This is a genomic window from Streptomyces sp. NPDC044002, from assembly GCF_056434525.1.
In genome coordinates, this window is the sequence record NZ_JBWKEZ010000005.1 from 17,203 (window position 1) to 29,621 (window position 12,419).

Here is a 12,419-nt window from a genome sequence, read left to right on the forward strand (position 1 = left end):
GCGTTCAGTCCAGGACGAGGCAGTGTTCGGGCTTCCAGCCGATCTCGACGCGTTCACCGCCGCTCCAGCGGTCCTCCCTGCGGGAGCGGACGGTGTTCTGCTCCAGGACGGAGACGGTGACCCCGGGGGCCAGTTCGATGAGGTAGGTGGTGGTCGGGCCGCTGTAGACGGTGTCGCGGACGGTGCCGGTGGCGCGGGCCATGCCGGGTTCCAGGTCGGACAGCCAGATCTTCTCGGGGCGGATCGACAGGCTGACCCGGCTGCCGTCGGGGACCGACGCACGGTGGCCGACGGGCAGTTCGGGCCCGTCGTCGAGGGTGACGCGGCCATCGCGGTAGGTGCCGGGGACGAGGTTGGAGGTGCCCATGAAGGAGGCGGTGAAGGTGGTGGCGGGGCGTTCGTAGACGTCCTCGGGGGTGCCGCACTGTTCGACGCTGCCCTCGTTCATGACGGCGAGCCGGTCCGACATGGTCAGGGCCTCGTCCTGGTCGTGGGTGACGAAGACGAAGGTGATGCCGATCTCGCGCTGGATCTGCTTGAGCTCGACCTGCATGTGGCGGCGGAGCTTCAGGTCGAGGGCGGCCAGCGGCTCGTCGAGCAGCAGCACCTGGGGGCGGTTGACGAGGGCCCGGGCGAGGGCGACGCGCTGTTTCTGGCCGCCGGAGAGGGTGGCGGGCTTGCGGCCCGCCAGGTGGGCGAGCTGGACGAGGTCGAGCATGTCGGCGACGCGGGTGCGTATCTCGGCGCGGGGGACGCCCTTGCGCTTGAGGCCGAAGGCCACGTTGTCGGCGAGGCTGAGGTGGTCGAAGAGGGCGTAGCTCTGGAAGACGGTGTTGACGTTGCGCCGGTCGGGCGGGAGGGCGGTGACGTCCTGGCCGTCGAGCAGGACGCTGCCGCCGGTGGGGTCGGTGAAGCCGCCGATCATCCGCAGCAGGGTGGTCTTGCCGCAGCCGGAGGGGCCGAGGAGGGAGAAGAACTCGCCCTGGGCGATGTCGAGTTCGACCTCGCGGACGGCGTAGGTGTCGTGGCCGGCGGCGTACCGCTTGCTGACCCGGTCGAGCCGGACGGCGGGGACCGGGTGCACGGGGGTGGGCGGCACGGATGCGGGCGGGACGGATGCGGGGGGCGTGTCGGTCGGGGGCATGCGGATCACTTCCCGGAGAGCAGGTCGAGGCCGCCGCGGCGCCCGAAGAGGCGCGGGATGGCGAGGGCGAGGACGATCAGGCCGATGGAGCCGGCCAGCATCAGGGTGCCGACGGCGTTGATGGTGGGCTGGACGCCGAAGCGGATCGCCGAGTAGATGCGGACGGACAGCGGCTGCGGGTCGACGCCGGTGGTGAAGTAGGCGAGGACGAAGTCGTCGAAGACGAGGGCGAAGACCAGCACCGCGGAGGCGAGGACGCTGGGCAGCAGCGCGGGCAGGGTGACCAGGCGCAGGGCCTGGCCGCGGGTGGCGCCGAGGTCCATGGCGGCCTCCTCCACCTCGGGGTTGAGGGCCGCGACGCGGGAGCGGAGGATGACCGTCACGTAGGAGATGGAGAAGGTGATCTCGGCGAGCATCACGGTGGTGGTGGACAGGGTGATGCCGAGGCCCTTGAAGAGCAGCATCGCCGCGACGCCGGTGACGATCTCCGGGGTGATCAGCGGGACGAGCATGACCAGGCCGGCGAGGGAGCCGAGCCTGCCCCGGCTGCGTACGAGGCCCAGGGCCAGGGCCACGCCGAGGACGAGCGAGCCGGCCATGGCGACGAGGGACACCTTGAGGCTCATGCCGAGGGAGTCGAGCAGGACGTGGTCGTGGGCGAGGGCCGCGTACCAGCGCAGGCTGGCGCCGTGGAAGACGGTGAGGGACTTCTGCGCGTTGAAGGAGAACAGGACGACGACGGCGACGGGGAGGTAGAGGAGGGCGAAGAAGACGGCGGTGACGGCGATGGCGAAGCGGGGCCGGCGTTCGGCGCCGCGACGGCGGCGGGGTGCGGCGGTGTTCATCGGGCGGCCTCCGCCTCGTCCTTGCGGGCGCGCCGCAGGTAGCCGAGCATGCCGAGGAACAGGACCGCCATCAGGAGCATGGTGAGGGCCGATCCGAGGGGCCAGTTCTGGCCCTGGAAGAACTTGTCCTGGATCAGGTTGCCGATCATGAGCTGGTCGGGGCCTCCCATGAGCTGGGCGCTGACGAAGTCGCCCATGGCGGGCAGGAAGACGAGGACGCATCCGGCGGCCGCGCCCTGGCGGGTGGCGGGGACGGTGACGAAGAGGAAGGTCCGCAGGGGGCCGCCGTAGAGGTCGCGGCCGGCCTCGATGAGCGAGGTGTCCATGCGCTCCATCGCCGCGTACAGCGGGATGATCATGAAGACGACGAATCCGTAGACGAGTCCGGCGACGACTCCGGCGCCGGTCTGCAGGATCCTCGTGCCGCCGTCGGCGAGTCCGGCGGCGCGCAGGGCCTTCAGGAGGGGCCCGTCGTCGGAGAGCACGACGGACCAGCCGTACATGCGTACCAGGTAGTTGGCGAAGAACGGTACGACGATCGCGGCGATCAGCAGGTTCTTGAAGCGGCCTCCGTGCAGGGCGATGGTGTACGCGACCGGGTAGGCCACGGCGAGGCAGACGAGGCAGGTGACCAGCGCGTAGCCGAGGGAGCGCAGCAGGACGGTGCGGTACGCGGGGTCGGCGAGGGCGGTCAGGTTGCCGGGGTTGAGTCCGAAGCGCGGGTTGCCGAGCGGGTCGGTGGTGCCGAGCGCGAGGGTGGCCACGAGGAGGAGGGAGGCGAGGAGGAAGCCGGTCATCCAGAGGGTGCCCGGGAGCAGCAGCCAGGTCCACAGGCGCGGCGTGGTCCGGGTGGGCCCGGAGCGGTTGCTTCGTGCCATGTCAGCCGGCCTTCACCTCGGTCCAGGCGGCGTCGCGGGCCTGTTCGCCGCGCGGGTCGCCGTTGCGGAAGAAGAGGTCGGCCTTGAGGTCGTCGGTGGTGACCACGCACTGCGGGAAGGGCTCGACGAGGGCCGCGTAGGTGTCCTCGGTGCCGCGGACCGGCATCGGGTAGCCGATGTACTCGATGTTCTTCTTCACGTTCTCGGGGCGGAGCATGTAGTCGATGAAGAGCATCGCGGTGCCGGGGTGCGGGGCGTTGGCGGGGATCGCGTAGCAGTCGGAGTTGACGGGGGCGCCCTCGCGGGCGACTTCGAAGCCGAAGACCGCGGGGTCCTCGGCCTGGGAGAGCATGGCGGCCATGTCGCCGCTCCACGCCTGGGTCATGTCGGCGTTGCCGTTGAGCAGGTTGTTGTAGCTGTCGCTGGAGAAGCCGCGCAGGTGGGGGCGGAGCGAGCGGAGGGTGTCGGTGACGCGGGCGAGCTGGTCGCGGTCGCCGGTGGTGAGGGGCAGGCCGAGCTTGAGCGCGCCGAGGCCGAGGACCTCGTCGCGGTCGTCGAGGACGAAGACCTTGCCCTTGGCGCCGGCGTTCCACAGGTCGTCCCAGGAGCCGGTGAGGTTGCCGAGCCGGTCCCTGCGCCAGCCGATGCCCGTCTTGTACATGGTGAAGGGGACGGTGTGCGCGGACTTGGGGTCGTACCAGGGGTCGCTGAAGTAGCCGTAGCCGCCGAAGACGGCGTCGGCGCCCCGGAGCCGGGAGTGGTCGATGGTGCGCAGCCGGCCGCCGGCGGCGAGCCGCTGGGCCCATTTCGCGGTGGGGAAGACGATGTCGTAGCGGTTGCCGGCGTTGAGTTTGGCCGCCATGCCTTCCATGGAGTCGTAGTTCGACTGGACGACCTTGACGCCGTACTCCTTCTGGAAGCCCTCGAAGACGGTGGGGTCGACGAAGTCCGCCCAGTTGAAGTAGACGAGGTCGCCGTCGACCTTGACGTCGATGGGGGCCTGGGCGGCCTCCTGGCCGGCGGGGTCGTCGCCGGAGGAGAAGCCGCAGCCGGAGGCGGCGAGGGCGAGGGCGGCGGCTGTGCCGGCGCGGAGGAACGAGCGTCTGGACGTGGGGAGTGCCTCGGGGGACATGGGGTCCTCTCCGTAGGGCCGCGGGGGGACGGCGGGAACGAGCGATGGCCGTGGGGGGCTCGGTCTGCGGTACGCGCCGGGTGCGGGGGTGCCGCAGGGCGGCGGCGGGGCCGGGCCGGGGCGGGCTCCGCGTGCCGGTACGGGTGCGGGCTGCCGGCCGGGGCCGGCTACCGGCCGGGGCCGTCGAGGTCGGCCCGGATGCGGCCGGCGAACCAGGCGACCGCCGATTCGCGGCGCGAGAGCGGTCCGGGTTCGAACCCGGGGGTGGAGAGCCCCTTCTGCACGCGGGCGACGAGTTCGGCGTCCTCGTCGTTGGTGATCCACCCGATGTGGATGTTGAGGCGGCGGGCGAGGCGGGTGCGCAGGCCGGTGCCGCGGCGGGTGTAGAAGGCGCCGGGGACGGCGACGCGGTCGACGGCCGTGGGGATCGCCGTCCAGGCGAGCACGTGGTCGGGGTAGAAGTCGATGAGGGTGTTGGGGTAGACGACCGCGTAGCGCCAGGTCCGGCGGTCGGCCTCGGCGAGGCCGGGCATGGGGGCGGCGATGCGCTGGTAGAGGCGTTCGGCCCAGTTGGAGGAGGGCTTGTCGCGCAGCGGGGAGGCGAAGAGGGCGTAGTTCTCCCGGATCTCGCAGGTGTAGCCCTGGTAGTCGAGCAGCCGCATCAGGCCGGGGTGGGCCACGGGGACGTGGTAGCCCTCCAGGTAGTTGTCGACCGCGACCTTCCAGTTGGCCTGCTGGACCTCGGCTCCGGCCAGGTCGTGGATGCGGGCGCGGCCGACCGGGACGAGGTCGGCTCCGGCGTAGTGGCCGACCGCCTCGGCGAGGCCGGCGCAGCTCTTGGCGAGCGGTTCGGCGTCGACGTCGAGGTTGACGAAGACGAAGCCGAGGAAGGATTCGGCGGCGGCCGGGATCAGGCCGAGCGCCGGCTTGTCCAGGCAGGGGATCTGGCGGGCCTCGGGGGCGCCGACGAGGCTCCCGTCGAGGCGGTACGTCCAGCCGTGGTACGGGCAGCGGATGGCCTTGCCGTCCGGTTCGGGTGCGGTGACGAGGCGGGTGCCGCGGTGCCGGCAGACGTTGAGGTGGGCGGCGAGGCCGCCGTCCTCGGTGCGGACGACGATGACCTCGCGGTCGGCGACGGTGGCCGCGAGGCGGGCTCCGGGGCCGGGCAGGTCGGACTCGTGGCAGACGAGCTGCCAGGACCGCGCGAAGACGCGGCGCGTCTCGGCGGCGGCGGTCGCGGGGTCGGTGTAGTAGCGCGCCGGGAGCGCGGGGCCGGGGATGCCGTCGGCGGGCGGGGCGTGCGGGGCGCGGGTGTCGGGGGCTCTGGAGTGCATCGGTGACTCCTCCGTGCCGGCGGTGCGGCGATGGGTGTCGGCGTGCGATGGCGGGGCGTTGCGGGCGGGGCGAGCCGGTTGCGAGCGGGGCGAGCCGGTTGCGGACAGGCTGCCGGGGCGGGGAGCCGGGGCCGGGCTGACCGATTGGACAGTCAGATTGCTGGCTCGTTTCCGCCGGGTCAAGACTTGTTCACTGACCGATCGGTCAGCTAGCGTGATTCTTGCCTGACCGATCGGTCAGCAAACGTGCTTTCCTGTCGCCTCGCGCCCTTTGTTCCGCATTCGCCCTGGTCACCGGGGGTGCGGAAGGCCACCGCGCGGCCCGCCCGGACCAGCCCGGGCCCACCCCCGCGATCCCGATCCCGCCGCACGCCGGCCCGGCGTCCCCACGGCGACCCGTCGCACTCCCCCGCGCCACGGCTCGCACCCGGCGCCGGGCGGCCGACGGCACCCCACCTACCGGAGGCACGCATGAGCGGTCGTCGGCGTCTGGACTGGCTCGGGCTCACCCCCGAACCGGAGCGAGAACTCCCCACGGCGGTCGCCGCCCTGCGCGCCTCCCCGCCCGGCGCTCCCCCGGCGCACCCGCAGGACCTGGCGGACGCCGAGCGGCGCCGCGTCGAACGCCTGGTGCTGCACGGCACCCGGCAGGGCTGGCTGCGCTACCTCGCCGAGGTCACCGAGCTGGTGACCTCGGTGGCCGCCGGCTCCCGGGCGGGCGACCCCGCCGCCGCGCTGCTCGCAGGCGAGGTCGTCCTCGACCACCACCGCATGCTCATCGGCCTCCCGGGACCGGGATACGGCCGCACCGCACGGGACCGCACCGCCCTGGAGGGCGCCGTACGGGCCCTGCGCACCCACCCCACGGAAGGAGCCGTCCGATGACCGCGATCCGACTCCCGACGGCGCTGCCGCCGCCCGGCACCGTCCTCGGGACGGCCCCGCACCGCACCGAGGACGCCCGCGCCTACCGCGACGGCGGCGGCTACGGCACCGCCACGGGCCCGGAGGAACTCCTCGCCCACCTCACCGCCTCCGGGCTCCGCGGCCGCGGCGGGGCCGCCTTCCCCGCCGCCTTCAAGCTGCGCTCCGTGCGCGACCGGGGCGGCGCCCCCGTCGTCGTGGCCAACGGCGAGGAGGGGGAGCCCGGTTCCGCCAAGGACCGCTGGCTGCTGCGGACCCGGCCGCACCTGGTGCTCGACGGCCTCGCCCGGGCCGCCGCCGTCACCGGCGCCGTACGCGGCTACGTGTACCTCTCGGACCCGGTGGCGGGCGCGAGCGTACGCGCGGCCCTCGCCGAACACCCGCCGCCGCTGCCGGTCGAGGTGGTCGAGACCGGCCACGCGTACGTCGCCGGCGAGGAGACGGCGGTGGTCCGCAGGATCGACGGCGGGCCGGCGCTGCCCACCGCCAAACCGCCCCGCCCGTACGAACGCGGCGTGGGCGGGGCGCCCACCCTGGTCTCCAACGTCGAGACGCTCGCCCGGATCGCGCTCACCGCCGCCCGGCCCCGCCTGCGCGACGCCATCGCCCGCGGCACCCTGGTCACCCTCTCCGGTGCGGGCGCCCCGCCCGTACTCACCGAGGTCCCGTACGGCACCCCCCTGCGCGCACTGGCCCGCCGGTACGGCGCCCCGGACGCGGCCGGAGCCCTGATGGGCGGACTGTTCGGCGGCCTCGTCGGCGCCGGCGCCCTGGACCTCCCCCTCGAACCGGACGCCCTCGCCGCCGCGGGCACCGCCCTGGGCTGCGGAGCCGTCCGCTTCCTCGGCCCCCGGGAGTGCCCCGTCGCCGCCGCCGCGGACGCGGCCGCCCACCTCGCGGCCGAGAGCGCGCGGCAGTGCGGGGTCTGCGTCACCGGCACCGCGGCGGTCGCGGGCGCCCTGAGCGCCCTCGCCGCCGGCACCGCGGGCCCGGACACCGCGGAGAGCCTGCACCGCTGGGCGCGCGGCCTGCCCGGACGCGGGGCCTGCGGGCTGCTCGACGCCGCCGCCGGCATCGCGGGCAGCCTGCTCCGCGCCTTCCCCGGCCTGGTCCGCGCCCATCTCACCGCCCCCTGCCCCGGCTGCGCGGACACCGCGCCCCCGGACGGCCGCCGCCTCACCGTGGCGGTGCCGGAGGCCGCCGCCCCTCCCGCCGTCCGGACGCGGGTGCCCGCCGCCCCCACCGACATCCCGCTGCCCGTGCTGAAAGGAACGCCGTGAAACTCCTGCTGGACTCCACCCGCTGCCAGGGGTACGGACTGTGCCAGGAACCCGCACCCGAACTGGTCGAACTCGACGAATGGGGCTACGCGCGGATCATCGCCGTCGACGTCCCGGCCGGCGCCGAACGGGCCGCCCGGGCCTGCGCCGAGAGCTGCCCCAACTCCGCGCTCCGCGTGGAGGGCTGACATGGCGGGGAACGACACGGCCCGCGACCTGACCGCCCTCTTCGACCCCCGCTCCGTCGCCGTCGTCGGCGCCAGCGACGACCCCGCCAAGTACGGCCACGCCCTGGCCGCCCAGGCCCTGCGCGCCCCCGGCCGGCGGCCCGTGCACCTGGTCAACCGGCACGGCGGCACGGTCCTCGGCCGCCCCGCCGCGACCTCCCTCACCGGGATCGGCGAACCCGTCGAACTGGTGGTGGTCTCCGTGCCCGGCGCCGGCTTCGAGGCCGCCGTCGACGAGGCCCTGTCCTGCGGTGCGAAGGCGATCGTCGCCATCACCGCGGGCTTCGCCGAGGCGGGACCGGCGGGCCTGGCCCGGCAGCGGGCGGTCGCCGACCGCGTACGGGCCGCCGGGGCGGTCCTCGTCGGGCCCAACTGCCTGGGCATCGCCGACAACACCACCGAGCTGTACCTCGCCTCGGACCGCTTCGCCCCCGGCGGCGTCGCCCTGCTCAGCCAGAGCGGCAACCTCGCCCTGGAACTCCAGCTCCGCGGCGAACCCCACGGCCTGGGCTTCTCCCGGTTCGTCTCCCTCGGCAACCAGGCCGACGTCACCCTCGTCGACCTCGTCACGGACTGCGCCCGCCACGAGGCCACGACGGCCATCGCCGTGTACGCCGAGGACTTCGGCGACGGCCGGGCCTTCGCGGCGGCCGCCGCCGCGGCGGGCAAGCCGGTGGTGCTGCTCACCGCCGGCCGGGGCACCGCATCCGCGCGCAGCGCCCGCTCGCACACCGGGGCGCTGACCACCTCGGCCGACGTGGTCGCGGCCGCCTGCCGCGACGCCGGGATCGAACTCGTGCGCACGCCGCGGGAGATGACCGTCGTCCTGGCGGCCCTGGGCTCGGGCGCCCGTACGCCGGGCCGGCGGACCGCGGTCTTCACCGACGGCGGCGGCCACGGCGCGGTCGCCGCCGACGCGGCCGAGGACGCCGGGCTCGGCGTACCGGAGCTCGGCGCGGCCACCCAGGACCGGCTGCGGAGCGTGCTGTGGGAACAGTCCTCCACCGGCAACCCGGTGGACCTCGCCGGGACGGGCGAGCAGCGGCCGATGTCGTACGCCGACGCCGCCGGGGAGCTCCTGGCCGCCGAGGAGGTCGACGCCGTGCTGATGACCGGGTACTTCGGCGGCTACGCGGCCTCCGAGGGCGGCCTCGGCGGCGGGCCTGCCGGGGGTTCCGTCCTGGCCGAGGGCGAGACCCGGGCCGCCAAGGAGATCGTCGCGCACCTCGCGGCGGCCCCGAAGCCGTTCGTGGTGCAGTCGATGTACCCGCACTCGCCGAGCTGCCGGGTGCTGGCCGAGGCCGGGGTTCCGGTGTTCTCCGCCACCGAGGACGCGGCCCGTGCGCTCGCGGCGGTCACCGGGCGGGCGGCCGGGCCCGTCCCCGGGGTCGCGCCGCTGCCCGCCCCGGCCGTCCCGCTGGGCGACCCCGGCTACCACGGGGTGCGGGCGCTGCTGGCCGCCGCGGGGGTGCCGTTCCCGGCCGCCCGCGAGGTCCTCGACGAGGCCGGACTGCTGGCCGCGGCAGGGGAGTTCGAGGGCCCGTACGTGCTCAAGGCGCTGCACCTGCTGCACAAGTCCGACGCGGGCGGCGTGGCCCTCGCCCTGCCCGACCGGGCCGCGCTGCTGGCCGCGTACCGCGCGATGCGCGCCCGGCTCGGTGCCGCCGCCCACTCGGTGGAGGCGATGGCCGACCTCGCCGACGGCGTCGAGCTGATCGTCGGGGTGCACCGGGATCCGCGGTTCGGGCCGGTGGCAATGGTCGGGCTGGGCGGCGTGCTCACCGAGACCCTGCGCGACGTGGCGTTCGCGCTGGCACCCGTACCGGCCGCCCGGGCCGAGCGGCTCCTGCGGGGCCTGCGGGCCGGCGCCCTGCTGGACGGCGTGCGCGGCCGGCCGGCGGTGGACGTGGCCGCCGCGGCCGCCGTGGTCGAGCGGATCACCGAGGTCGCCGCCGCCCATCCGGAGATCGCCGAACTGGAGGTCAACCCGCTGCTGGTGAGCCCGCACGGCGCCCTGGCCCTGGACGCCCGGGCCGTCCTGGGCTGAGGCCCGCCGAGACCCGGCAAGGCCCGGCAAGGCACAGCGAGACCCGCCGAGCCCCGCCGAGGCCCAGCGAGACCCGGCGAGACCGGCACCCGCTTCCCCGTCACCCGAAGGAGAGCAAGAGGACCATGGACTTCCGCTACACCCCCGAGCAGACCGGCCTGAAGGCGCGTGCCGCCGCCTACGCCAAGCTCCTGATGAGGTACGAGGACCAGGCCGAGGAGGCGGGCGGCCCGCTGCCCGCGGCCACGGTCCGGGAACTGACCCGCGCCGCGATCGACGCCGGGGTCTACGCGATCAACATGCCGGCCGAATGGGGCGGCGCCGGCCTGTCCCTGCTGGACCAGGTCATCGTGGAGGAGGAGTTCGGCAAGGCCACCAACTGCCTGTGGGATATCCCCTGGCGGCCCGCGAACGTGCTGGCGTACGGCACGCAGGCGCAGCGGGAGAAGTACCTGCTGCCGGTCATCCGGGGCGAGCGGTTCGACGCCTTCGCGGTGACCGAGCCCGGTGCGGGCTCCGATCCCGGCTCGGGCACGAGCACGGCCGTCCGTACCGCCGGCGGCTGGCTGCTGAACGGCGAGAAGTGGTTCGTGACCTGCGGTGACATCGCGGACTTCCTGCTGGTGCAGGCCGACGCCGGGCCGGAGCGGGCACCGACGCTGTTCTTCGTCGACAAGCAGGCGCCCGGAGTCGAGATGACGCGGGTCCCCCGGTTCATGCACTCCGCGGTGAACGGGCACCCTGAGTTCACCTTCACCGACGTCTTCGTCCCGGACGAGGACGTGCTCGGGGGCGTCGGCAACGGCTACGAGCTGACGAAGGAGTGGTTCACCGACGAGCGGCTGATGATCGCCGCCCGGACGGTCGGCGCCGCCGAACGGGCCCTGGAACTGGCCCGCGACTGGGCGGTGGAGCGGCGGCAGTTCGGCTCCCCCATCGCCGACTTCCAGCTCGTCCAGGGCATGCTCGCCGACTGCGCCGTCGACATCGCCGTCAACCGCGCCTACACCCACCAGGTCGCCTGGGAGGCCGACCGGCCGGAGACCGACCGCAAGACGCTGCACGCGAAGGCGTCCACGGCGAAGCTCGCCGCGAGCGAGGCCGCGGGCCGGGTGATCGACCGGTGCGTGCAGATCTTCGGCGGCCGCGGCTACGACCGCACCTACCCCGTCGAGCGGATGTACCGGGAGCTGCGCGTCGACCGGATCTGGGAGGGCACCTCCGAGATCCAGCGCCTGATCGTCGCCAACGAGCTGGTCAAGCGCGGCACCCGGGCCCTCGCCCTCCCCGCCTCCTCCTGACGAAGACCACGGCACGCCCCTCCCCGAACCCGAAGGACAGACATGGACTTCCGCCTCACCCCCCGCCAGGAAGAGCTCCGCGGCGCGGCACGCGCGCTCACCGAGTTCATCATGAAGTACGAGACCGACTGCGAGGAGAACAACGGGCTGCCGCCGCAGGCCCACGCCGAGATCCGCGACGCGGTCCTCGACAGCGGGCTCCAGGCCGTCAACATGCCGGCCGAGTGGGGCGGCGCGGGCCTCACCGTGCTGGAGCAGGTCACGGTCCAGGCCGAGCTCGGACGGCTGACCGGGGCTCTGTGGGACATGGTGTGGCGGCCGGCCAACGCCCTGTCCCACTGCACCCCCGAGCAGCGCGAGCGCTACCTCGTCCCCGTGATCCGGGGGCAGCGCCGGGACTGCTACGCGGTGTCGGAGCCCGAGGCGGGCTCCGATCCGCAGAACCTGCGGACGACAGCGACGCGGGCCGCCGGCGGCTGGGTGCTGAACGGCGAGAAGTGGTTCGTGACCGTCGGCGACCACGCCGACTTCATGATCGTGCTGGCCGCGGCCGGGGAGGAGCGCGCGCCCACCCTGTTCCTGGTCGACAAGGACACGACGGGCGTCGAGATGACGCGGGTGCCGCGCTGGATGCACACCTTCGTCTACGAGCACCCCGAGTTCACCTTCACCGAGGTCTTCGTCCCGGACGGGGCGGTGCTCGGCGAGGTGGGCCAGGGCTACGACATCACCCGCTCCTGGTTCACGGAGGAACGCCTGATGATCGCCGCCCGGACGGTCGGTGCCGCCGAACGGGCCCTGGAGCTGGCCCGCGACTGGGCGGTGGAGCGGCGGCAGTTCGGCTCCCCCATCGCCGGCTTCCAGCTCGTCCAGGGCATGCTCGCCGACTGCGCCGTCGACATCGCCGTCAACCGCGCCTACACCCACCAGGTCGCCTGGGAGGCCGACCAGGGCGGGGCCGACCGCAAGACGCTGCACGCGAAGGCCGCCATCGCCAAGCTGGCGGCGAGCGAGGCGTCGGGCCGGGTCGTGGACCGGTGCGTGCAGATCTTCGGGGGCCGCGGCTACGACCGCTCGTACCCGGTCGAGCGCCTCTACCGGGAGCTGCGCGTCGACCGGATCTGGGAGGGCACCTCCGAGATCCAGCGCCTGATCATCGCGGGCGAGCTCGTCAAGCGCGGCACGGGCGTCCTGCGGATGCCGTCGGCGGGCTGACCCCCTGCCGGGGGGGGGGGGGGGGGGGGGGGGGGGGGCGCCCCCCCCCCCCCCAACCACAACAGAAAAAAAACAAACCCCCACCCCCCCCC

11 protein-coding genes are annotated in these 12,419 nt (G+C 74.3%); 6 read left to right on the forward strand and 5 right to left on the reverse strand.

The genetic code is table 11. From position 1 onward, the window contains the following. Window positions 1-4: 4 nt before the first annotated feature. The 5 genes from AC07A6_RS05095 to AC07A6_RS05115 all read right to left on the reverse strand — a co-directional run bounded on the left by AC07A6_RS05095 (window position 5) and on the right by AC07A6_RS05115 (window position 5,333). Window positions 5-1,144 (reverse strand): ABC transporter ATP-binding protein, encoded by a 1,140-nt coding sequence (locus AC07A6_RS05095; protein ID WP_478776128.1) that lies wholly within the window; start codon window positions 1,142-1,144, stop codon window positions 5-7. Between the two features lie 5 nt (window positions 1,145-1,149). Further along, the gene (locus AC07A6_RS05100; RefSeq protein WP_478776129.1) at window positions 1,150-1,989 is read right to left on the reverse strand and encodes an ABC transporter permease; all 840 of its coding nucleotides are present in this window, start codon (window positions 1,987-1,989) and stop codon (window positions 1,150-1,152) included. Beyond that, window positions 1,986-2,867, reverse strand: coding sequence for an ABC transporter permease (locus tag AC07A6_RS05105; protein WP_478776130.1), 882 nt, complete (start codon window positions 2,865-2,867; stop codon window positions 1,986-1,988). The genes AC07A6_RS05100 and AC07A6_RS05105 overlap by 4 nt, the downstream gene beginning before the upstream one ends. Window position 2,868: 1 nt before the next feature. Further along, complete coding sequence (locus AC07A6_RS05110; RefSeq protein WP_478776131.1) at window positions 2,869-3,999, reverse strand: polyamine ABC transporter substrate-binding protein; 1,131 nt, start codon at window positions 3,997-3,999, stop codon at window positions 2,869-2,871. 167 nt (window positions 4,000-4,166) lie between these two features. Continuing rightward, window positions 4,167-5,333 carry an aromatic ring-hydroxylating oxygenase subunit alpha gene (locus AC07A6_RS05115; RefSeq protein WP_478776132.1) on the reverse strand — a complete coding sequence of 389 codons (1,167 nt, stop codon included), beginning with the start codon at window positions 5,331-5,333 and terminating at the stop codon, window positions 4,167-4,169. Window positions 5,334-5,804: 471 nt separating this feature from the next. Here AC07A6_RS05115 and AC07A6_RS05120 point away from each other — a divergent pair, with 471 nt between their 5' ends. The 6 genes from AC07A6_RS05120 to AC07A6_RS05145 all read left to right on the forward strand — a co-directional run bounded on the left by AC07A6_RS05120 (window position 5,805) and on the right by AC07A6_RS05145 (window position 12,327). Beyond that, entirely contained in the window at window positions 5,805-6,218 is a 414-nt protein-coding gene (locus AC07A6_RS05120; RefSeq protein WP_478776133.1) for a hypothetical protein, read from the forward strand. Next, window positions 6,215-7,537: an NADH-ubiquinone oxidoreductase-F iron-sulfur binding region domain-containing protein gene (locus AC07A6_RS05125; protein WP_478776134.1), complete on the forward strand. Its 1,323-nt coding sequence runs from the start codon at window positions 6,215-6,217 to the stop codon at window positions 7,535-7,537. Before AC07A6_RS05120 ends, AC07A6_RS05125 begins: the two co-directional genes overlap by 4 nt. Further along, a complete protein-coding gene (locus AC07A6_RS05130; protein ID WP_478776135.1) occupies window positions 7,534-7,725 on the forward strand; it encodes a ferredoxin in 192 nt (63 codons plus the stop codon). Before AC07A6_RS05125 ends, AC07A6_RS05130 begins: the two co-directional genes overlap by 4 nt. A 1-nt stretch (window position 7,726) precedes the next feature. Next, window positions 7,727-9,811: an acetate--CoA ligase family protein gene (locus tag AC07A6_RS05135; RefSeq protein ID WP_478776136.1), complete on the forward strand. Its 2,085-nt coding sequence runs from the start codon at window positions 7,727-7,729 to the stop codon at window positions 9,809-9,811. A 125-nt stretch (window positions 9,812-9,936) separates the two neighbouring features. Then, window positions 9,937-11,112 carry an acyl-CoA dehydrogenase family protein gene (locus AC07A6_RS05140; protein WP_478776137.1) on the forward strand — a complete coding sequence of 392 codons (1,176 nt, stop codon included), beginning with the start codon at window positions 9,937-9,939 and terminating at the stop codon, window positions 11,110-11,112. Window positions 11,113-11,154: 42 nt separating this feature from the next. Further along, on the forward strand, window positions 11,155-12,327 hold the full coding sequence (locus AC07A6_RS05145; RefSeq protein ID WP_478776138.1) for an acyl-CoA dehydrogenase family protein: 1,173 nt from the start codon (window positions 11,155-11,157) through the stop codon (window positions 12,325-12,327). Window positions 12,328-12,419 lie beyond the last annotated feature (92 nt).